This window comes from Chelativorans sp. M5D2P16, assembly GCF_034427935.1.
Classification (GTDB): domain Bacteria; phylum Pseudomonadota; class Alphaproteobacteria; order Rhizobiales; family Rhizobiaceae; genus Chelativorans.
Genome location: NZ_JAXQNM010000025.1, coordinates 441,877 through 462,066, shown reverse-complemented (window position 1 = coordinate 462,066; position 20,190 = coordinate 441,877). Strand labels below are relative to the sequence as shown.

Annotated in this window: 19 protein-coding genes; 12 read left to right on the top strand and 7 right to left on the bottom strand. The window is 65.9% G+C overall.

Going from position 1 to position 20,190, the window contains the following annotated elements; translation table 11 throughout:
• Nucleotides 1-186: 186 nt before the first annotated feature.
• Entirely contained in the window at nucleotides 187-1,134 is a 948-nt protein-coding gene (locus SIN08_RS13525; RefSeq protein WP_322452094.1) for an AEC family transporter, read from the bottom strand.
• A 125-nt stretch (nucleotides 1,135-1,259) separates the two neighbouring features.
• Here SIN08_RS13525 and SIN08_RS13520 point away from each other — a divergent pair, with 125 nt between their 5' ends.
• The 10 genes from SIN08_RS13520 to SIN08_RS13475 all read left to right on the top strand — a co-directional run bounded on the left by SIN08_RS13520 (nucleotide 1,260) and on the right by SIN08_RS13475 (nucleotide 12,324).
• Nucleotides 1,260-1,814 (top strand): histidine phosphatase family protein, encoded by a 555-nt coding sequence (locus SIN08_RS13520; RefSeq protein ID WP_322452093.1) that lies wholly within the window; start codon nucleotides 1,260-1,262, stop codon nucleotides 1,812-1,814.
• Nucleotides 1,815-1,939: 125 nt separating this feature from the next.
• Complete coding sequence (locus SIN08_RS13515; protein ID WP_322452092.1) at nucleotides 1,940-2,221, top strand: acyl carrier protein; 282 nt, start codon at nucleotides 1,940-1,942, stop codon at nucleotides 2,219-2,221.
• Between the two features lie 27 nt (nucleotides 2,222-2,248).
• Nucleotides 2,249-3,433: a beta-ketoacyl-ACP synthase gene (locus SIN08_RS13510; RefSeq protein ID WP_322452091.1), complete on the top strand. Its 1,185-nt coding sequence runs from the start codon at nucleotides 2,249-2,251 to the stop codon at nucleotides 3,431-3,433.
• Between the two features lie 65 nt (nucleotides 3,434-3,498).
• Nucleotides 3,499-4,719: a beta-ketoacyl-ACP synthase gene (locus SIN08_RS13505; protein WP_416208069.1), complete on the top strand. Its 1,221-nt coding sequence runs from the start codon at nucleotides 3,499-3,501 to the stop codon at nucleotides 4,717-4,719.
• 231 nt (nucleotides 4,720-4,950) lie between these two features.
• Nucleotides 4,951-5,979, top strand: a complete 1,029-nt coding sequence (locus tag SIN08_RS13500; protein ID WP_322452089.1) for a zinc-binding dehydrogenase — start codon at nucleotides 4,951-4,953, stop codon at nucleotides 5,977-5,979.
• A 277-nt stretch (nucleotides 5,980-6,256) separates the two neighbouring features.
• On the top strand, nucleotides 6,257-7,192 hold the full coding sequence (locus tag SIN08_RS13495; protein WP_322452170.1) for a lipid A biosynthesis lauroyl acyltransferase: 936 nt from the start codon (nucleotides 6,257-6,259) through the stop codon (nucleotides 7,190-7,192).
• A 108-nt stretch (nucleotides 7,193-7,300) separates the two neighbouring features.
• Nucleotides 7,301-8,782, top strand: a complete 1,482-nt coding sequence (locus SIN08_RS13490; protein WP_322452088.1) for an ABC transporter substrate-binding protein — start codon at nucleotides 7,301-7,303, stop codon at nucleotides 8,780-8,782.
• A 112-nt stretch (nucleotides 8,783-8,894) separates the two neighbouring features.
• Nucleotides 8,895-9,839, top strand: a complete 945-nt coding sequence (locus SIN08_RS13485) for an ABC transporter permease (protein ID WP_322452087.1) — start codon at nucleotides 8,895-8,897, stop codon at nucleotides 9,837-9,839.
• Entirely contained in the window at nucleotides 9,836-10,705 is an 870-nt protein-coding gene (locus SIN08_RS13480) for an ABC transporter permease (RefSeq protein ID WP_322452085.1), read from the top strand. The genes SIN08_RS13485 and SIN08_RS13480 overlap by 4 nt, the downstream gene beginning before the upstream one ends.
• On the top strand, nucleotides 10,702-12,324 hold the full coding sequence (locus SIN08_RS13475) for a dipeptide ABC transporter ATP-binding protein (RefSeq protein ID WP_322452084.1): 1,623 nt from the start codon (nucleotides 10,702-10,704) through the stop codon (nucleotides 12,322-12,324). The genes SIN08_RS13480 and SIN08_RS13475 overlap by 4 nt, the downstream gene beginning before the upstream one ends.
• 7 nt (nucleotides 12,325-12,331) lie before the next feature.
• Here SIN08_RS13475 and SIN08_RS13470 read toward each other — a convergent pair whose 3' ends face one another.
• Nucleotides 12,332-12,745 carry a hypothetical protein gene (locus tag SIN08_RS13470; RefSeq protein WP_322452083.1) on the bottom strand — a complete coding sequence of 138 codons (414 nt, stop codon included), beginning with the start codon at nucleotides 12,743-12,745 and terminating at the stop codon, nucleotides 12,332-12,334.
• A gap of 362 nt (nucleotides 12,746-13,107) precedes the next feature.
• Between SIN08_RS13470 and SIN08_RS13465 the strand changes: the two genes are divergently transcribed.
• Both SIN08_RS13465 and SIN08_RS13460 read left to right on the top strand, forming a co-directional pair.
• The gene (locus SIN08_RS13465) at nucleotides 13,108-13,278 is read left to right on the top strand and encodes a hypothetical protein (protein ID WP_322452082.1); all 171 of its coding nucleotides are present in this window, start codon (nucleotides 13,108-13,110) and stop codon (nucleotides 13,276-13,278) included.
• A gap of 76 nt (nucleotides 13,279-13,354) precedes the next feature.
• Complete coding sequence (locus SIN08_RS13460) at nucleotides 13,355-13,786, top strand: VOC family protein (protein ID WP_322452081.1); 432 nt, start codon at nucleotides 13,355-13,357, stop codon at nucleotides 13,784-13,786.
• 327 nt (nucleotides 13,787-14,113) lie between these two features.
• On the opposite strand, the gene SIN08_RS13455 is transcribed toward SIN08_RS13460, so the two are convergent.
• The 5 genes from SIN08_RS13455 to SIN08_RS13435 form a co-directional block, all read right to left on the bottom strand.
• On the bottom strand, nucleotides 14,114-15,493 hold the full coding sequence (locus SIN08_RS13455) for an aspartate aminotransferase family protein (protein ID WP_322452080.1): 1,380 nt from the start codon (nucleotides 15,491-15,493) through the stop codon (nucleotides 14,114-14,116).
• 237 nt (nucleotides 15,494-15,730) lie between these two features.
• Nucleotides 15,731-17,149, bottom strand: a complete 1,419-nt coding sequence (gene mgtE / locus SIN08_RS13450) for a magnesium transporter (protein ID WP_322452079.1) — start codon at nucleotides 17,147-17,149, stop codon at nucleotides 15,731-15,733.
• 159 nt (nucleotides 17,150-17,308) lie between these two features.
• Nucleotides 17,309-18,106, bottom strand: coding sequence for an ABC transporter permease (locus SIN08_RS13445; RefSeq protein WP_322452078.1), 798 nt, complete (start codon nucleotides 18,104-18,106; stop codon nucleotides 17,309-17,311).
• Nucleotides 18,103-18,984: an ABC transporter permease gene (locus SIN08_RS13440; protein ID WP_322452077.1), complete on the bottom strand. Its 882-nt coding sequence runs from the start codon at nucleotides 18,982-18,984 to the stop codon at nucleotides 18,103-18,105. Before SIN08_RS13440 ends, SIN08_RS13445 begins: the two co-directional genes overlap by 4 nt.
• On the bottom strand, nucleotides 18,977-20,044 hold the full coding sequence (locus SIN08_RS13435) for an ABC transporter ATP-binding protein (protein ID WP_322452076.1): 1,068 nt from the start codon (nucleotides 20,042-20,044) through the stop codon (nucleotides 18,977-18,979). The genes SIN08_RS13440 and SIN08_RS13435 overlap by 8 nt, the downstream gene beginning before the upstream one ends.
• Nucleotides 20,045-20,190: the final 146 nt, after the last annotated feature.

Here is a 20,190-nt window from a genome sequence, read left to right as displayed (position 1 = left end):
TCCTCCTTTCGCGCCGATGCGCGCGTCCGACCGCATGCTTTGCCCGTGTGTCCGCAGACTGGTTCAACACCCGCCGCACGGCAAGCGCCACGAACGGGCGCGTGACGGGCCAGCCCTGCCTAAAGTTAGTGCCGTCCGGATCACCTGCAAGACACTTCGCCCGCATCCATCGCGCACCGGGCACGATCAGCCGAACACCCTTTCGGCAACGGCGAGCCAGAAGGCGGTGGTGAAGACCGCCACGGCGGTGGCGATGCTCATGGCATTGGACGAAAGAGCCTGTCCCGTGCCGAAACGGCTTGCGATGAGATATGGGTTGACGCCAGAGGGCAGCGATGCCGCCGCGACCACCACCTTGGCGCTCAAGGGCGGCAGTCCAACGAACTTGGCGAATACCAACGCCACGGCCGGCATGAGGAACAGCTTGACCGACGAGACGGCAAGCGCCGGCCGGATGTCGCCCTTGATGCCGTAGCGCCTGAGGCCGAGCCCGACTGCGAACAGCGCCACCGGGGCGGCGACGTCGGCAAGCGCGTTCACGAGCCTCTCCATGAGCGTGGGCATCTGCAATCCCGAAAAGCGCCACAGGAGCCCGGCCAGGATGCCGAGGATCAGCGGATTGGTGAAGAGGCCGTGGATAAAATCGACGAACACCGCCGCAAGACCCCTTGGCGCCTCCTCGCCACCCAGCCAGGCAAACAATATGATGGTGGCGGCCATCATGACCGGCAGGTGAACGGAAAGGAGGAGCGACAGGATCTCGAAACCCTGCTGGCCGTAGACGCCCAGCATGAAGGGAATGCCCAAAAGCGCGAGATTGGAGAAGCTCGCCGCAAGGCCGCCGACAATGCCCGCCCGGCTGCCGCGCTTGAAAAGGCGCATCACCATGAACTGCCCCGCTCCCCAGACCAGGATTATGGTTGCGAAATAGGTCAGCCACAATTTCCATGGCAGGCTGTCGCCGAAATCGGCGCCGGCCATGGTCCTGAACAGAAGCAGGGGCACCGCCACGCCGACCGCGAAGTCCGACAAGGCCTCGCCCGTTTGCTCGTCCAGCAGGCCCAGCCATCCGCTGACATAACCCAGCGCAACCAGTCCGAAGATGAAGGTGATCGTTTCGACGAGGGGAGACATCGGCACCCGCTTTATGGCACCTGCCCGCCTGCGGCAAGCGCGTGCAGCACCACGCACGCAAGAAGCTGTGATTGCACCTGACCTTGCCGAACTCCTATATGGGACTTCTCACGGAAGGAATGTCCATGCTCCGCTTCTTCGTCGCGTTATTCGCCCTCCTCGCCGCGGCGCCCGCCGGGACGACGGAGGCCGGCTGGGCGCTGTTGCGCAATGGCGGCCAGGTGGTGCTCATCAATCACGCCCATGCGCCCGGCAGCGGCGACCCCGCCAACTTCGATATCGAGAACTGCACCACCCAGCGCAACCTGTCCGACCGCGGGCGGCAGCAGGCGCGCCGTATGGGCGCCCTCTTCTTCGCCCGCGCCGCGCCCATCGAGCGCGTCCTGACGAGCCGCTACTGCCGCGCACGCGACACCGCCGACCTCGCCTTCGGCGACAACGCAGTGGAGATCTTCGAGGCGCTCGACTATTTCGAGCCGGGTTCGAAGGCGGAAGAGATCCAGACCGAAGCCGTTCTGGAGCGTATCCGCGGCTACAGCGGCGCCGGCAACCTGCTCATGGTGACGCATCAGCCCAACATCCAGGCCCTCGCCGGCGTCAACGCGCGCGAAGGGCAGGCCATCATCCTTTCGCGCTCGGGCGAAACCATCGGGGTGGCGGCCCGCGTCGGCTTCGACTAAATTGTCATCTGCAATATGGGGTTTGCACCGGGCATGTCCTGCTTCGCCCTTTTCCTGCCGCGAAAAACCGATTAGACAGCCGACCATCCGACAAGAACCGAATCCCCACCTTCGAGGGAACCGCAGTGACGACAACATTCGACAAGGTTGCCGAGATCATCGCCGAAACGAGCGAGGTCGAGCGCGACAAGATTACCCCGGACAGCCACACGATCGACGACCTCGGCATCGACAGCCTGGATTTCCTGGACATCGTTTTCGCGATCGACAAGGAATTCGGCATCAAGGTGCCGTTGGAGCAGTGGACCCAGGAGGTCAACGATGGAAAGGTCCCGGCCGAGGAATATTTCGTCATGAAGAATCTGTGCGCCAAGATTGACGGCCTGATCGCCGCCAAGGCGGCCTGAGCACCGGTCCGGCGGCAGCGAGGCGATATGGACCCGAAGGACGTCGTCATCACCGGTCTCGGCATCGTTTCGTCGCTGGGCGTGGGCGCGGACACGCACTGGCGCGCACTGACGACGGGCACGCCTTCCCCGGTTCTCGACGAGGAGCGCTTCGCTCCCTACACCGTCCACCCGCTGCCGGAGATCGACTGGAGCGCGCAGATCCCGAAGCGCGGCGACCAGCGCCAGATGGAGACCTGGCAGCGCCTCGGCACCTACACGGCCGGGCTGGCGCTCGAGGATGCCGGCCTGAAGGAAGACTCGGAACTGTGTGCCGCCATGGACATGGTGGTGGCGGCCGGCGGCGGCGAGCGCGACGTGGAGGTCGACCAGGCCATTCTGGACGCCTCGCTGACGCGCAACGACCATGACATTCTCCTGAACGAGAAGCTGACCACCGAGCTCAGGCCGACGCTCTTCCTGGCGCAGCTTTCCAATCTACTGGCCGGCAACATCTCCATCGTCCACAAGGTCACCGGCTCCTCGCGCACCTTCATGGGCGAGGAAGGCGCCGGCGTGGCAGCAATCGAGACGGCGGCCGCGCGCATCCGTTCCGGCCAGTCGAGCCATCTCCTTGTGGGCGCCTCCTTCCAGACCGAGCATCCCGACATGCTTCTGGCCTATGAGCTCGGCGGCTTTCTGCAGCGTGGCGGCTGGTCGCCGGTCTGGCAGCGGCGGCCGGAAGACGGCGGCGTCATCACCGGCTCGGGCGCCGCCTTCCTGGTGCTGGAATCGCGGGCACATGCCGAAAAGCGCGGCAGGAAACCCTACGCCGCGATCGGCCCGGTCGTCTCCGGCCGCGCACAGCGCGAGGGCGAGGCTCTCCAGGAAACGCTCGAAATTATGCTGAGCGGCCTCGGCGGCGGCGATGCTCCGATGCTCGCCATCTCCGGCGCCTCCGGGGCACACGCGGCCACCCGGGCGGAAAAGGCCGTTCTGGATGCCCACGGCAATCTCGTGCCGCGCGGTTTCTCCTCCCTGACGGGGCATTTGAAGGAAGCCCAGTTTCCCTTCGCCGTGGCGCTCTCCGCACTCGCGGTCCATTACGGACGGGCCTACCCTTCCTTCGACGCGGAGAACGAAAAAACTTACGAGCCCAAGCCTTCAGCCGTGCTGGCAACGGCGGTCGGCTACAACTGCTTTGAGGGCATGGGGCTGGTGCTCCAGCCCTGAGCGAGAAAGGCAGAGACGTGAAGACGACGGACAGCTTCGGAAGGCCCCTTGTCGCCGTCACCGGCATGGGCGTGGTCACCTCGCTCGGCCAGGGCAAGCGCGACAATTGGGAAGCGCTGACGGGCGGACGGTCCGGCATTCACCGCATCACCCGCTTTCCCAGCGATCACCTGGCGACGACGATCTCCGGCATGGTCGACTTCCTGCCCGAAAGCACGCGCGGGGCAAGCCCACTCACCTTCGCGCTGGCGGATATCGCGGCCGAAGAAGCCATCGGCGATGCGGGCCTGCCGGCAGCCGATTTCGGCGGTCCTCTGTTCCTCGCGGCTCCCCCGGTCGAGCTCGACTGGCACCACCGTCTCCGCCTCTATGCGCAATCGGAGCGCTCCGGCGACTGGCGCAGTCTGATCGAGGCGGCGCGCAAGGCCAACGAGACGGCGCTTTTCGACGAGAGCCAGTTCGCCACCATCGCCGACCGGCTGTCGGACAGATACGGCACGCGCGGCCTGCCCGTCACGCTTTCCACCGCTTGCGCCTCCGGCGCCACGGCCATCCAGCTCGGCGTGGAGGCGATCCGCCGCGGCGAAAGCGATCGGGCGCTTTCCATCGGCGCGGACGGCTCGGCCACGGCCGAAGCGCTTATCCGTTTCTCGCTCCTTTCGGCGCTCACCACCCAGGACGAGGTGCCGGAAAAGGCCTCGAAGCCCTTCTCCAAGGACCGCAGCGGCTTCGTGCTCGCCGAAGGTTCAGGCGCCCTCGTGCTGGAATCGCTGGAAAGCGCGCTTGCCCGCGGCGCCGAGGTGCTCGGCGTCGTCCGCGGCTGCGGCGAGAAGGCGGACGACTTTCACCGCACGCGCTCGAAGCCGGACGGTTCGCCCGCCACCGCGGCTGTCGTGGCCGCCCTTGCCGATGCCGGCATGCAGGCCGACGAGATCGCCTATATCAACGCCCATGGCACCTCGACGCCGGAAAACGACAAGATGGAGCATATGTCGCTCTCGGCCGTCTTCGGCGAACGCATGCCCACCCTCCCGATCTCTTCCAACAAGTCGATGATCGGCCACACCCTGTCGGCGGCCGGTGCGGTGGAGGCGGTCTTCTCGCTGCTCACCATGCGCGAGGGCGTTATCCCGCCCACCATCAACTACGATGTGCCGGACCCGTCGATCGAGCTCGACGTGGTGCCGAACGCGAAGCGCGAGGCCGACGTTGCAACGGTCCTGTCCAACTCCTTCGGCTTCGGCGGGCAGAACACCTGCCTTGTCATGGCGCGCGAAGCGGGCTAAGCCGTCGCGACTGTTGGGAATTGGTATGTTGTGCGTGCCTCCACCCTCGCCCTTCGACAGGATGAGGATGTAGGCAAGGCGAGGTTAGCGGCAACGTCCACCTGAGATGGACAGGCGCGAATGTGAGCCCTCATCCTGAGCCTGTCGAAGGACGAGGGCGGGATGCCGGACCACACCCCGATTCCTGCGGACCATAAAACGCCCCAGCGTTCCAGCACGAGACCTTTCTCCATGCGCGCATTGCAACTCATCGCCGACCGCAAGCTCGAGATCACCGATATCCCGCCCCCGCCCCCGCCGGCACAGGGCGAGGTGACCGTGCGCATTTCCGCCGTCGCGCTCAACCATATCGACGTGTGGGGGTGGCGCGGTATGGCCTTTGCCAAGCGCAAGCTGCCGCTCGTGGTCGGCGCCGAGGCGAGCGGCGTGGTGGATGCCGTCGGCCCCGGCGTGAGCGGCCTTGCGCCCGGCCAGCTCGTTTCCATCTACGGCGCGCGCACCTGCGGGCTCTGTCGCCCGTGCCGCGAGGGCCGCGACAATCTGTGTGAGCATGTGGGCGGCGTCCACGGCTTCCATCTCGACGGCTTCGCACAGGAGAAGATCAACCTGCCGGCCCGCCTCCTAGTCCCCGCACCGCCCGGCGTAGACGAGATCGGCGCGGCGGTGGCACCGGTCACCTTCGGGACGGTCGAGCACATGCTGTTCGACAATGCCAGGCTCGAACCCGGCGAAACCATTCTCGTCCACGCCGGCGGCTCGGGGATCGGCTCCGCCGCCATCCAGCTCGCCAAGCGCATGGGCTGTACGGTCCTCACAACCGTCGGTTCGGATGAAAAAATCGAGAGAGCCCGGGCACTGGGCGCCGACCATGTGATCAACTATCGCGAGGACCGTTTCGAGGGCGCGGTGCGCAAGATCACGAAGAAGCGCGGCGTCGACGTCGTCTTCGAGCACGTGGGCGCCGACACCTGGGCCGGCTCCATGCTCTGCCTGAAGCGCGGCGGCCGCCTGGTCACCTGCGGCTCAACCTCCGGCGTGTCGACGAACATGAACCTGATGCAGCTTTTCCAGCAGCAGCTGAAGATCCTCGGTTCCTTCGGCTGCCGCATGGAGAACATGGCCGACACCATGCAGAAGATGGCCGCGGGAATCGTCGCACCGGTGATCGACACCGAGGTCGGCTTCGAGGAGATCGACAAGGCGCTCGCCCGCATGGAAGGCCGTGACGTCTTCGGCAAGATCATCCTGCGGGTGGGCTGAACGGCATGCGCGGGGCTGGGTTCGTGTTTACTGGAGAGGTGCGCGCCCCTCACCTCGTCATCCCGGAAGCCGGAGCGGAGCGGAGGCTGTCCGGGATCCATTCCGGAACATGGACGCGTTACGGAATGGATCCCGTCTCGTGGGAGCTCCGCTCCCTTGGCCGGGATGACGAATGGCGTGGGGGAGACGACCAGCCCTTTCGACGCGCTCAAGCCAGAGAGGGGCGTCCCCGAGCGCGGACCTCTCCGTCAAGAAGTACCCGGATCCCATGCTCCGCATGAAGCGCCCGCTCAAAAGATTCGCCTCCCGCCTCAAGAACGCCGAGCACTGGCTGACGGCGCAGGTCTCCCTTGCCGCCCTCGCCCTTCTGCGCCGCCTGCCACCCGACAAGGCGCTGAATTTCGCCGAGCGCGTCGCCCGCAGGATCGGCCCGCTGTTCGGCCGCCACCGGGTGGCGCTCAGCAATCTGCGCAAGGCCTATCCGGAGAAGTCCGACGCCGAGATCGAGGCGATCGCCTCCGACATGTGGGCCAACATGGCGCGGCTGGCGGTCGAGTACGTCTTTCTCGACAAGCTGTTCGACTTCGATCCCGAGGCGGCCGAGCCCGGCCGTGTCGAGGTCGAGGGCATAGAGATCTTCAAGCGCGTGCGTGCCGAGGACCGCCCGCATATCTTCTTCACCGCCCATATCGGCAATTTCGAATTCCTTCCGATCGCCGCGGCCACCTTCGGCCTCGACGTCAGTTCCCTCTTCCGCCCGCCCAACAATCCCTACATCGCCGACTACATCCACCGCACGCGCCGCATTGCGATGGGCAGGCTCGTCCCCTCGCGCGCGGGCGCGGCACTGCAGCTTGCCCGCATCCTGGAAGAAGGCGGCAACATCGGTGCGCTGGTGGACCAGAAGTTCATGCGTGGCGTGCGCACGCGCTTCTTCGGCCGCGAATGCAACACCAGCCCGCTCGTGCCCAAGCTCGCCCGGCAATACGATTGCGATGTCTATCCCGCCCATTGCATCCGTCTGCCCGGCGGGCGTTTCCGGCTGATGGTCGGCGAAAAGCTCGTGCTGCCGCGCGATGAGGGCGGCAGCGTGGACATCGAGCGCATGGCCCAGCAGCTGAACGACGTGGTGGAGGAATGGGTGCGCGCCGACCCCGGTCAATGGATGTGGTTCCACAAGCGCTGGGATATCCGCGGCAAGCGGCGGCGCTGACGCCGGCCGGGTGTCGCCAGGACAAAGCGCCCGACGGGCGATTTACTCACCGCCTGTTTCGCGCTTCAATCGAAGCTCGTCATGCGCATGGGAATCAGGGAGACGGAGATGAAGAGATTCGCCACGATGCTCGGTGCGGCAGCGTTGCTGCTGGCCTCCGGCTCGGCCTCCTTGAGCGCGCGCAGCGACATCGTTCTCGGCGTCGTCCTGGAACCGCCGCATCTCGACCCCACCGCCGGCGCGGCCGCCGCCATTGATGAGATCGTCTACGCCAACGTGTTCGAGGGCCTCACGCGCATCGGCCCCGACGGTCAGGTGCGGCCCGCCCTTGCCGAAAGCTGGGAGATCTCCGACGACGGGACGACCTACACGTTCACCCTGCAAAAGGGCGTAACCTTCCACGACGGCACGACGTTCGACGCCGACGACGTGAAATTCTCGCTCGAACGCGCCATGGCCGAGGACTCGACCAATGCGCAGAAGGTACTCTTTTCCGCCATCGACACGGTGGAAGCCGTCGACCCGACGACCGTGAAGGTGCGGCTCAAGCATCCGCAAGGCTCCTTCCTCAACAATATGGGGTGGGGCGACGCGGTGATCGTGGCCCCCGAATCGGCCGCAACGAACAAGGAGCACCCGGTCGGTACCGGCCCGTTCATGTTCGACGACTGGGCCAGGGGCGCCTCCGTCACGCTCGTGAAAAGCCCGGACTATTGGGGCGAGCCCGCGGCTCTCGAGAAGGCCGAGTTCCGCTTCATCCCCGACGCGGCCGCGGCCGTGCCGGCGCTCCTTTCCGGCGACGTTCACGCCTTTCCCAACCTGCAGGCCGGCGACGCGCTGCCCCAGTTCGAGGCCGATCCCCGCTTCGAGGTGGTGATCGGCGTGACGGAGGGCGAGACGATCCTGGCCACCAACAACGGCAGAAAGCCGTTCGATCAGCTGAAGGTGCGCCAGGCCATCGCTCACGCGCTCGACCGTGACGACATCATCCTCGGCGCCACATCGGGCAACGGCGTGCCCATCGGCTCGCATTTCTCTCCGGCGAACGAGGCCTACCTGGACCTCACTGATACCTATCCCCACGACGTCGAGAAGGCGAAGACGCTGCTCACTGAGGCGGGCTATCCGGACGGCTTCACCGCCACGCTGAAGCTGCCGCCACCGCCCTATGCGCGCCAGGCCGGCGAGATCGTCGCCTCGCAGTTGCGTGCCGTCGGCATCGATCTGGAGATCATCCCGGTGGAATGGGCACAATGGCTCGAACAGGTCTTCACCAACAAGGACTACGACCTGACGATCATCTCCCACACCGAGCCCAACGACATCAACATCTACGCGCGCGAGGACTACTACTTCAACTACGACAACCCCGCCTTCGACGCCGTGATGGAGGAACTCGAGAGAACCGCCGATCCGGAAGAGCGCAAGGCGCTTTACGGCCAGGCGCAGCGCATCATCGCCGAGGACGCGGTGAACGGATTTCTGTTCCAGCTTCCGAAGGTCGGGGTGTGGGATGCGCGGCTGGAGGGCCTTTGGGAAAACCTGCCCATCCAGGCCAACGACCTGACGCAAGTGCGGTGGACGGACTGAAAGTTCGGCAAGGCGTGCACTCCACGTCGGCTCCTCCGCCCTTCGACAGGCTCAGGGCGGTGAATTCGAATGGGTGCCGCCATTTCCGCGCGCGAAGACCACGAGACCGCCCATGACCGCTTATGTCATCAAGCGTTTGGCCGTCGGCGTCCTCACCCTCCTCGTCGCCTCGCTCGTCGTCTTCGGCGCCCTGGAAATCCTCCCCGGCGATCCGGCGCGCATCATGCTGGGCATGAACGCAAGCCCCGAAGCGCTGGAGGCGCTGCGCAGCCAGATGGGTCTCGACCGTCCGGTGGCCCTGCGCTACCTCTCCTGGATCGCCGGCATGGCAACGGGCGATTTCGGCCGCTCCTACACCTATTCCTCGCCCGTCGTCGCACTTATCGCCGAGCGGGTGGCCGTTTCCCTGCCCCTGGCGCTCATCGCGCTTGCCCTTTCCACGGCCATTGCCCTTCCCGTCGGCATCTTCGCCGCCGCCCGGCGGGGACGGCCGTCCGACACGGTCGCGATGGGCCTGGCGCAAGTCGGCGTGGCGGTGCCGAACTTCTGGTTCGCCCTGCTTCTGGTCTATGTCTTCGCCGTCGGCCTGCGGCTTTTGCCGTCAGGCGGTTTTCCGGGCTGGGAGGAACCGTGGCCGGCGCTCAAGGCGCTCGTCCTGCCGGCCGTCGCGCTGGCGCTTCCCCAAGCGGCGATCCTGTCGCGCGTCACCCGCTCGGCCATGCTGGAGGTGCTCGGCGAAGACTATATCCGCACCGCCCGCGCCAAGGGGCTGCCGCAGCGCATGGTGCTGTGGCGTCACGCGCTGCGCAACGCGCTCATCCCGGTGCTCACCATCCTCGGCCTGCAATTCTCCTTTCTTCTGGCCGGCACGATCATCGTCGAGAACGTCTTCTACCTGCCGGGCCTCGGCCGGCTGATCTTTCAGGCCATCGGTCAGCGTGACCTGATCGTGGTCGAGGGGGTGGTGATGCTTCTGGTGGCGACGGTGATCCTCGTCAACCTGCTGGTCGACATCGGCTACGCCGCCGCCGATCCGCGCCTGAGGACGGGCCGATGAGCCTCGATCCCGTCGCCGCCCCGCCGCGCGAGCGGCCTCTTCTGTCGCGGGCGCTCGCCAACCGCTCATTCGTCCTGGGCCTCGCGGTGACAGTCACCGTCACGCTGGTGGCGCTGATTTCCTTCTTCTGGACCCCCTACGACGTCACGGACCTGCAGGTCTCCAATCGGCTGCAGGGCCTGTCGCTCGCCCATCCCTTCGGCACGGATCACATGGGCCGCGACATCCTCTCCATGATCATGATCGGCGCGCGCAATTCGATCGCCGTGGCCATGGTGGCCGTCGGCATCGGCATGGGTGTCGGCGTGCCGCTCGGCGCCTGGGCGGCGGCGAAGGGCGGCTTTGCCGACGAGGCCTTGATGCGCGCCAACGACGTGGTCTTCGCCTTTCCCTCCCTGCTTTCGGCTGTGATGATCACGGCTGTCTTCGGCCCCGGCGCCGTCAACGCCATCATCGCTATCGGCATCTTCAACGTGCCGGTCTTCGCCCGCGTCGCCCGTGGCGCGGCACTGGCGCTGTGGCCGCGCGAATTCATCCTGGCCGCCCGCGCCGCCGGCAAGGGCAAGGTGCTGATCACCGTCGAGCACATCCTGCCCAACATCGCGAGCCTCCTGCTCGTCCAGGGCACCATTCAGTTTGCGCTCGGCATTCTTGCAGAAGCCGGCCTGTCCTATCTCGGGCTCGGAGCGCAGCCGCCAATGCCCTCCTGGGGACGCATGCTTTTCGACGCGCAGACGCGCCTGGCGGTGGCCCCGCATCTGGCGCTCATCCCGGGACTTGCCATCGTCGTCACCGTCCTCGGCCTCAACCTCCTGGGCGACGGCCTGCGCGATGTCCTCGATCCGAGGCTGAGGCGCGTGCGATGAGCCTCCTGGAGATCGAGGACCTGTCCCTTTCCATCGGCGGCACGCGCATTCTCGAAGGCGTGAACCTGTCCGTCGAGCGCGGACAGGTGATGGGTCTTGTCGGCGAGTCGGGCTCGGGCAAGTCCCTGACTGCACTGTCCGTGATGAAGCTCCTGCCGGACGCCGCCCGCCCTGAAGGCCGCCTCACCTTCGACGGCATCGATCTGCTCGACGCCCCGGAAGCCGCCATGTCCAGGCTGCGCGGGGAGAAGATCGGCATGGTTTTCCAGGAGCCGATGACGGCTCTCAACCCGGTCAAGACCATCGGCGAGCAGGTGGCGGAAGGCATCCGCTGGCACACCGGCGCGAACCGGGCCGCCGCGGAAGCCCGCGCCCGCGCCATGCTGGAGCGTGTCGGCCTTCCCGAACGGCGCTTTCCCCTCACCCGCTATCCGCACGAATTGTCCGGCGGCCAGCGCCAGCGCGTCGTCATCGCCATCGCCTGCGCCCTGCAACCGAAGCTCCTGATCGCCGACGAGCCGACGACGGCGCTCGACGTCGTCCTGCAGGCGCAGATCCTCGATCTCCTGCGCACACTGGTGCGGGAGAACGGCATGGGACTGCTCCTCATAGCGCACGATCTGGCCGTGGTGGCCGAAATGGCCGACCGTGTCAGCGTCATGCGCCAAGGCCGGATCATGGAGTCCGGGGAAACGGTGCGCACGCTGACGGCGCTGAAGCATCCCTACACCCGCCGCCTTGCCGAAGCGTCCACCCACGTGCCGGAGCGCACCCGGCACACCGCCCCCGCCGAGGTCGCGACGCTCCTGCGTGCCGAGGACGTCACCAAGGATTATCCGGTGCGGCAAGGCGGACTGTTTCGGCGGAAAAGACCCTTCCGAGCCGTCGACGGCGTTTCCTTCAGGATCGGCCGCGGCGAATGCGTGGCGCTGGTGGGCCGCTCGGGCTGCGGAAAGTCGACGCTGGCGCGCATGGTCCTGGCGCTCGAGAAACCGACGCACGGCACCATCCGCTTCGAGGGCGAAACGATAGAGGACAAGGACGAGGCGGCGCTGCGTCCCTTGCGGCGCCACATGCAGGTGGTCTTCCAGGATCCCTACGGCTCCTTCGATCCGCGCCACCGCGTCGAGCGGCTCGTTTCCGAACCGCTCCACCTGCTGGATGAAAGGCCCGAACGCGCACGGCAGCGCACGCTGGTCGCCGAAGCGCTGGAACAGGTGGGGCTCAAGCCGTCGGACATGGAAAAATACCCGCACGAGTTCTCGGGCGGCCAGCGCCAGCGCATCGCCATCGCGCGCGCCATCATCACCCGCCCGCGCCTCATCGTCGCCGACGAGCCGGTGTCCGCCCTCGACGTCTCGTTCCGGGCACAGATTCTCGACCTCTTCGCTGAATTGCAGCGCCAGCGCGATCTGGCCTGCCTCTTCATCACCCACGATCTCACCGTGGCGCGTGCCGTCTGCGACCGCATCATGGTGATGGACGAGGGCAGGATCGTCGAGAGCGGAACGCCTGAGGGTGTGCTGAACCGGCCCGCGACCACAGCCGCTCGGGCGCTCGTCGACGCCGCGCCGGACCTGCAGCGGGCGATCGACAGACGCGCCGCCCGCTCAGGATAAGCCCCGGCTACACCTCCGGCATCACCTCGTTCTCTTCGAGATCGAGAAGCGCCGCGAGTCGGGCCCGCAACCGCGTCTGATGCTTGACGAGTACCCTGTCCCCCAGGGTCAGCATGCTGAGGCTGCGGGCGAGCAAAAGCCGCTCTGCCCTGGGCCGGGCGCCGAAGGCGGCGTGCGCACGCGCCGTATCCCTCACGCCATGGACTTCGATATCCGGCAGGAGCAACTCGAAAGACCGTTCGTCAAGCCCGAAGGCGCTCCCGGCCACCCGCCGCAGGGTCGCCCTCGCCGCTCCGTCGACCGGTCCGTCGTTCAGCACCAGGCGCAACAGCAGAAGAAGATCGGCGGCACGCGCACCGTCAACGGGCAGGGACTGCCCGCGGCCGCTGCCGCTCCTCATCGGTATGTTCCCCGCCATCATCTCCACCCTCCTGCTGCAACCAGGGCCTTTTGGTCAGTCGTGGTCGCCGGCCTAGGCCCTGAACCAACCTGACCAAACCGGCGCCGCAACCACAACTGGCTACGGACCATGACGGACAACTCACCCGGGGCATTTCACCTTGCAAGCCTCTTGTCAGCCTTGACGATCAATCTTGCCGAATGTTTGACATCTTCTGCTATCGGGAGATGCCATTGCCGGCGCGAAGACGGTCCGGGAGACTGCCCCTCCACGATCCCGCAGCCATGACTGTAAGCGCCGGCGCCTGGCGATCAGCATATTGGCGTATAATCCCGATGGGCCGTTAGCGTTTTCCGCGTGCAACAACTGCCTGCGAGGAAGCCATGACACTCAACGCGCCGACGAAAATCGTCTTTCTGATCTCCCTGGTGGTGGCCATCATCGCCATCATTGCGCTGTTCAACATCCTTCCGACCCTTCCGATACCAGCCTTCTGGCTCATGACACTGGCCTATGTGGTGCTCATGCTCGCGTGTATGGTAAAGGGGTTGTAGGCCAGTCGGGGAGCCGCAACGAATTTCGCTTCGCGACATTGTACTCCCGGCAGTGGCATCACCGAGGGAGTCCGTCATGAGCAAGTTCGTCTCGATCCAGGCCCCGCGCGTCTTTCCCACCTTCCGTTACCGCGACGCCACGGCCATGGTCGACTGGCTGGTCAAGGCGTTCGGTTTCTCCATCCATGCCATGCATGCCGATGGCGGCCGGCTCGTGCATGCCGAGCTGGCCCTCGGCTCCTCCATCATCATGCTCGGCCAGGTGGCCGACGATTCCTTCGGCGCGCTGGTCGGCGCCCCGGGCGAAAACGGTGGCAAGTCGGTCTATATCGCCGTGGAAAACGTCGACGTGGTGCACGAGCATGCGCTCAAGGCCGGTGCCGAGATTCTCGAGGAGCCCGTCGACCGCGACTATGGAAGCCGCGAGTTCATCTGCCGTGATCCGGAAGGGAACATCTGGTGCATCGGCACCTACTGGCCCAAGGCCCACGAAACCCCCGAGCAATAGCACCTGCACAGGCGTCGGTAAGACGGAGCTGTTCCGCCGCCGGCGCCGGAAAAGAATCTTCCCATTTGCGAGATCCTGACCGAACAGGCTGAATTCCGCCCGAATTCGGGCGAATTAACGAAAGCGTAAGCACTCGCTAACCTCCCGGTAACAATGTGCCGCTAAAAAGGAAGACGAGGCGGACGTCAGGCCTCCCCGGCTCCGGAAAGGGTCTCGCGTACCGGAGCGGCTCGCCTTCCGTTCGCGTTGGCGTATCGAAGTACAAGCGTAACGCGTAGAAGACCACGCTCACCGGAGCGTGGTCTTGCTTCCTCGTTTCTCATGCGATCACCCAGCGCGCAGGATCGGCTCCGCCGCATCGAGCGCCGCCACGATCCGCCGGCACGCCAGGTCGATGGTCTCCTTCGTCCAGATCAGCGGTGGTGACAGGATCATCGTATCGCCGACGGCGCGCATCATCAGCCCGCCTTCGATGGCGAGGTCGCGCACGGCCAGGCCGGCCGCACCCTCTCCGGGAAAACGGCAGCGCGTTTCCTTGTCGGCCACGAGCTCGATCGCCCCCATGAGGCCGAAGCTGCGCACCTCGCCCACGATAGGATGTCCTGCGATGCTTTCCGCCAGAGCTTCGGCAAAATAAGGCCCGGTCTCATCGCGCACACGCTCGACGAGCCCCTCGCCTTCGATGATTTCCAGGTTCTTCAATGCCACCGCGCAGGCGACCGGATGGCCGGAATAGGTGTAGCCGTGGAAGAACTCGCCGCCCTTTTCCACCAGCGTTTGTGCGATCCGGTCCCCGACGAGCAGCGCCGAAAGCGGCTGGTAGCCGGATGTCAGCGCCTTCGCGGTGGTGATCGTGTCGGGCCGGATGCCCAGCCTTTCGGCGGCGAACCAGGCTCCCGTGCGGCCGTAGCCGGTGATCACCTCATCCAGCATCAGGAGCACGTCGTATTTGCGGCAGATGCGCTCCACCTCGGGCCAATAGCTCTCCGGCGGAATCTTCACGCCGCCCGCCCCCATGACCGGCTCGCCGATGAAGGCCGCGACATTGTCCGCCCCGGCTTCCAGGATGGCCGCCTCCACGGCACGGGCCGCGCGCAGGCCGAAATCGGGATCGGTCTCGCCCGGCTCCCTGAACTCGAACGCGTAGGGCGGCATCACGTGAACGATGTTCGGCACCGCCCCGTGAAGCTGGCCGTGCATGGCCGCCATGCCGCCCAGCGAGGTGCCGGCGATCGTCGAGCCGTGATAGGCCCATTGGCGCGAGATGATGCGGTTCTTCTCCGGCCGCCCCTCGAGCGCCCAGTAATGGCGTACCAGTCTCAGCGCCGTGTCGTTCGCCTCCGAGCCGGAAGAGCCGTAGAAGACCTGGTTGAGATGCGCCGGCGCGATCTCGGCCAGCTTCTGCGCCAGAAGCACCGGCGACGGCGTGGAGCAGCGGAAAAAGGAATTGTAGTAGGGCAGTTCCTTCATCTGCGCGTAGGCGGCCTCGGCCAGTTCGTGGCGCCCGTAGCCGATGTTCACGCACCACAGCCCCGCCATGCCGTCGAGGATCTCCTTGCCCTCCGTGTCGTAGACGAACGGGCCTTCGGCATGCGTGACGAGCCGCGTGCCCGCACCGCGCAGCTCCTTGTGATCGGTAAAGGGGTGCAGGTGATGCCGCGCGTCCAATTCTCGGAGCTGCGACAGCGAATAGTTCCTGTAACTCATGTCTTTGACGTCTCCGGTTGAAGTGATGCGGCAGAAGCGCCGCGGTTCAGCCGGAAACCGGAGGCGAATAGCCGATCCGCGCGCAAAGCCGCAGGAGCTCCGCATGCCGGCTGCGCGGCGACGGCTTTTCTGCGGGTGTCGCGGACAGGCTTGGGTTCGTAGGCATCATGGAACGGATTAAAGCGGATGCGCATTGGCGGTTCAAGCAGCGGCGCCCGAAAGAACGCCAGGCACCGGTCACAGCAGGCCGAACCACCAGGTGGCAAGGCCCAGAAAAGCAAAGAAGCCCACCACGTCCGTGACGGTGGTCAGGAAGACGGACGATGCCACCGCAGGGTCCGCCCCCAGCCTGTCGAGCAGCAGCGGAATCAAGATACCCGCCGTTGCGGCCACGAACATGTTGATGATCATCGCCGTGGCGATGATCGCGCCGAGGTTGACGTCCTCGAACCATATGCCGGCAATGAGCCCGATCAGGGTCGCGAAGATTATGCCGTTCAACAGGCCGACGCCCATCTCGCGGCGGATGATGCGGCCGGCATTGTAGATGTCGAGATCGCGAGTCGCGAGCGCACGGACCGTCACGGTCATGGTCTGGGAACCCGCATTGCCGCCCATGCCGGCAACGATGGGCATGAGCACGGCAAGCGCCACGATCTGCTGGATGGTGCCTTCGAACAGGCTGATCACCGAAGCCGCGAGAAAGGCGGTAACGAGGTTGACCATGAGCCAGGGCACGCGCGAGCGGCTGGCGGCCAGGACGGTATCGGACAGCTCCTCGTCGCCGACGCCACCCATGCGCATCAGGTCTTCCTCGGCCTCCTGCGTGATGACGTCGACCACGTCATCGATGGTAAGGACGCCGACAAGCCGCTCGTTCTCGTCCACCACCGCGGCCGAGAGGAGATCGTATTGCTCGAAGATCTGCGCCGCCTCCTCCTGGTCCATGGTGGCGGGGATGGCGTGGCGCGTCTCGCGCATGACGTCTTCGATCTTCACGGCGCGCTGCGTCCGCAGGATGCGGTCGAGGTCGACGGCACCGACGAGGCGGAAGGTGGGGTCGATGACGAAGATCTGGGAGAACGTTTCCGGGAGGTTCTGATCCTCGCGCATGTAGTCGATCGTCTGCCCCACCGTCCAGAAGGGCGGCACGGCGACGAATTCCGTCTGCATGCGCCGGCCGGCCGTCTCCTCCGGATAGCCGAGCGAGCGGCGCAGCCGCACGCGCTCCGTGAAAGGGAGCCGCGCCAGGATCTCGTCCTGGTCCTCCTGGGCAAGGTCCTCGAGAATATAGACCGCGTCGTCGGAATCGAGCTGCTGAAGGGCCTGCGCGATCTGCGCGTTCGGAAGGCCGCCGACGATGTCGAGACGGATGGTGTCGTCGACCTCCGTGAGCGCGGTGAAATCGAACTCCTCGCCCATGAGCTGGACCAGCGCGCGGCGTTGCTCGGGCATGAGCGCTTCCAGGAGATCGCCGATCTCGGACTGGTGCAGGCGGCCGACATCCTCCTTGAGCGCCAGCGTGTCGCGATCGGCGATGGACGCGCCGATATGCGCCAGAAAAGTGGCGGAAATCACGCCGTCTTCGCCATAGATGCCCTGCTCCGGCGCATCGGCCGGCGTGCCGTCACTCGCCTGCGTCTCCGGCTCGCTCAATGGCGCTCTCCCCGATTTCTGCCTGAGAACCCGGCCTCTGCTCTTGAGGCCACAAACCGCGTCACCTGTAGCGCGCCAAAGGCGGGAATACAAAGCCTCTCCGCAGCAATGCAACAACAGCATTCACGGCGAAAGGGCGTTTCGCCGCGACCTGCCGTTTCAGGCCCCGCCGCGCGAGCGTCGGCGGACGATCTCGTAGACCACTGCCCCGACGATGGTCACGGCGATCATGATCAATGCCAACGCGTTGACCGCCGGGGTGAGGCCCGTGCGCACCTTGGTGGCGATATAGACGGTCAGCGGTGTATCGAAGCCGCGCACGAAAAGCGTGGTGTTGTAGTTTTCGATGGATTGCAGGACGGCCAGAAAGCCGGCGGCAAAGAGTGCCGGCCTGAGGAAGGGCAGGATGACCCGGCGAAAGACCATGAACCGTGTCGCGCCCAATCCGATCGCCGCCTCCTCCTGGGTCCGGTCGAAGCGCTGAAGACGTGCCGCCACCATCAGCATGACGTAGCAGATGATGAAGCTCGCCTGCGCCACGACGATCAGGAAGACGCCGCCGCCGACACCGAGCTGCCGCCACAGGACGAGCGTGGAAATGCCGATCACGACACCGGGCGTGAGCAGCGGCGAGACCATGACGGCATACATGAAGCTGCGGGCCCGCGCATGCAGGCTGGTGAGCACGAGGGCCGCCGCCGTGCCGATCGGCAGGACGACCAGCACGACGAAGAAGGCGACGACGAGGGACGTCCAGAGCGCCTCCCACATGCCGGCGTCGGCCCACAGCGCATCGAACCATTGCAGCGTCGCGCCCTGCCAGGGCGTAATCGTGGGGAAACGGCTCGCGTTGAAGGTGGCGGCGGACATGATGGCGAGCGGCGCGAAGAGATACACGAAGAAAGCCGCGGCGTAGAAGCCGAACAGCGCCCTGGCGATGCGGTCCGCGGCACTCACTTGGCCACCTCGGTGAGGCTGACGCGGGCGATCCTGAGCGCGATAAGCACCACAGCCAGGCACAAGATCAGGAGGACCAGCGCATAGGCCGCCCCGCGGTTCCAGTCGCCGCCTTCGAAGAACCAGTTGTAGATGATCTCGGTGAACCAGCGGCTGCCGGGGGAACCCAGCAGTGCCGGCACCACGAAGCTGCCGGCGGCCAGCATGAAGGTGAAGACGCACCCCGTGGCGATACCGGCCTTCGCGTGCGGGATGACGACCCGCCAATGGGTGCGCCAGACGGAGGCGCCGAGGTCGCGGGCGGCCTCCACCTGGGATTTGTCGAGCGACTCAATGGCGTTGTAGATCGGGAAGAGCATGAACAGGATGTAGGCGTAGGTCATACCGGCCAGCACGCCCACGTCACCGTACCAGCGCACCGGCTCGTCGATGATGCCGAGGGAAAGCAGAAGCGCGTTCAGCGGCCCGCGAAAGGCGAGCAGAATGTACCAGGCGAGTGTGCGCAGCACCTCGTTGATCCAGAAGGGAATGGTGAGCGCGAGAAGCACGATGGCCGTCTGGTTGGCCGTGGCATTCTGCGCCAGCCAATAGGCGAGCGGGTAGCACACGAGGAGTGTGACCAGCGCAACGAGTGCGCTCGCCCAGACGGTCTTGAAGAAGATCGCCCGGTGCACGCTTTCGTTCGCGAGATAGAGGATGTTGTCGAGCGAGTAGACGTCGCGCGGCCCGCCGATCTCGGCCGGCAAAAGGTTGGGCCTGAGCGCATAATCGATCATCATCACGTTCGGCGCCAGCACCATGCCGGCAAGCCACGCCGCCACGAGAACCACGAGCAGGGTGCCGAGCGCACCCCCAAAACGGCCGAAAAGTTCAGCCATCGCCCAGCACCACCGCATTGGCCTCGCGGAAGGCGAAGGAGGCTTGCGTCCCGATGGCCGGCGCCTCACCGAGTTCGGTGCTGGAAATCGAGGCGATGAGCCGGCTGCCGTCCTCCAGCGTGCCATGGGCAAGCGCGAAGGCACCCTCGAAGTCGATGCGCTCGACGGTGGCCACCAGCCGGTTGGCACCACTGCCGCCGGCCGCGAGCGCCTCGGGGCGGACATAGAGCCTCGCCGCGTCCCCCGCCGAAAGCCCCGGCCCGGCGCGGCCGCGCAGCGGTCCCAGGACACTGTCCACGATCGCGACGCCGTTCTCCATGGCCGCGACCTTGCCGGAAATGACGTTGGTCTCGCCGACGAAAGTGGCAACGAAGGGTGTGGCAGGATTGTCGTAAAGGTCGCGCGGAGCGCCGACCTGCTGCAGGATGCCGTCGCTCATCACCGCCACACGGTCCGACATGGCGAGCGCCTCGGACTGGTCGTGGGTGATGTAGATGAAGGTCACCCCGGTGCGCTTCTGCAGCGCCCGCAGTTCGCTGCGCATGTGCTGGCGCAGCTTGAGGTCGAGTGCCGACAGCGGCTCGTCGAGAAGCAGGACCTGCGGTTCCACCGCCAGGGCTCGGGCGATCGCCACCCGCTGGCGCTGACCGCCGGAGAGTTCGCCCGGCATGCGGTCACCATAGCCGTCGAGCGCGATGAGCTTCAAAAGTTCCCCGGCCTTCCTGCGCCGCTCGGCCTTGCTCACGCCGCGCGCCTCCAGGCCGAAGGCGATGTTCTCCCAGACCGGCATCAGCGGAAAGAGCGCCAGCGACTGGAAGATCATGGCGGTGGGGCGCTGGTCGGGGCCGAGCCCCGCCATGTCGCGCCCGCCGATCAGCACCTTGCCTTCGCTCGGCTGGAGAAAACCCGCGACGACGCGCAGGATCGTCGTCTTGCCGCAGCCGGAGGGACCGAGGATCGAGAAAAACTCGCCGGCTTCGACGGTGAAGGAAACGTCGCTTACGGCACGTGTCCGCCCGAAGACCATGCCGATGTTATGCAGTTCGACCGAATGTGACATTGTTGCCCGATGGATGTGGAGCGGGATCGGCGTATTTCGTTTCCCCTTCAGACGCAGACGACCGGCTGCCCCCTCTCTTGCGATTTCTAACACTTAGCCTGCGGCTAAGATGTTGAAATCGCTTTCTCTCCCGCAAGGGTAGAGAT

Excerpts from the sequence above, each read along its gene's own strand:
- SIN08_RS13525 (WP_322452094.1), bottom strand. The coding sequence starts at position 1,134 with ATGTCTCCCCTCGTCGAAACGATCACCTTCATCTTCGGACTGGTTGCG.
- SIN08_RS13520 (WP_322452093.1), top strand. The coding sequence starts at position 1,260 with ATGCTCCGCTTCTTCGTCGCGTTATTCGCCCTCCTCGCCGCGGCGCCC.
- SIN08_RS13510 (WP_322452091.1), top strand. The coding sequence starts at position 2,249 with ATGGACCCGAAGGACGTCGTCATCACCGGTCTCGGCATCGTTTCGTCG.
- SIN08_RS13505 (WP_416208069.1), top strand. The coding sequence starts at position 3,499 with ATGGGCGTGGTCACCTCGCTCGGCCAGGGCAAGCGCGACAATTGGGAA.
- SIN08_RS13500 (WP_322452089.1), top strand. The coding sequence starts at position 4,951 with ATGCGCGCATTGCAACTCATCGCCGACCGCAAGCTCGAGATCACCGAT.
- SIN08_RS13495 (WP_322452170.1), top strand. The coding sequence starts at position 6,257 with ATGAAGCGCCCGCTCAAAAGATTCGCCTCCCGCCTCAAGAACGCCGAG.
- SIN08_RS13490 (WP_322452088.1), top strand. The coding sequence starts at position 7,301 with ATGAAGAGATTCGCCACGATGCTCGGTGCGGCAGCGTTGCTGCTGGCC.
- SIN08_RS13485 (WP_322452087.1), top strand. The coding sequence starts at position 8,895 with ATGACCGCTTATGTCATCAAGCGTTTGGCCGTCGGCGTCCTCACCCTC.
- SIN08_RS13480 (WP_322452085.1), top strand. The coding sequence starts at position 9,836 with ATGAGCCTCGATCCCGTCGCCGCCCCGCCGCGCGAGCGGCCTCTTCTG.
- SIN08_RS13475 (WP_322452084.1), top strand. The coding sequence starts at position 10,702 with ATGAGCCTCCTGGAGATCGAGGACCTGTCCCTTTCCATCGGCGGCACG.
- SIN08_RS13470 (WP_322452083.1), bottom strand. The coding sequence starts at position 12,745 with ATGATGGCGGGGAACATACCGATGAGGAGCGGCAGCGGCCGCGGGCAG.
- SIN08_RS13465 (WP_322452082.1), top strand. The coding sequence starts at position 13,108 with ATGACACTCAACGCGCCGACGAAAATCGTCTTTCTGATCTCCCTGGTG.
- SIN08_RS13460 (WP_322452081.1), top strand. The coding sequence starts at position 13,355 with ATGAGCAAGTTCGTCTCGATCCAGGCCCCGCGCGTCTTTCCCACCTTC.
- SIN08_RS13455 (WP_322452080.1), bottom strand. The coding sequence starts at position 15,493 with ATGAGTTACAGGAACTATTCGCTGTCGCAGCTCCGAGAATTGGACGCG.
- SIN08_RS13440 (WP_322452077.1), bottom strand. The coding sequence starts at position 18,984 with ATGGCTGAACTTTTCGGCCGTTTTGGGGGTGCGCTCGGCACCCTGCTC.
- SIN08_RS13435 (WP_322452076.1), bottom strand. The coding sequence starts at position 20,044 with ATGTCACATTCGGTCGAACTGCATAACATCGGCATGGTCTTCGGGCGG.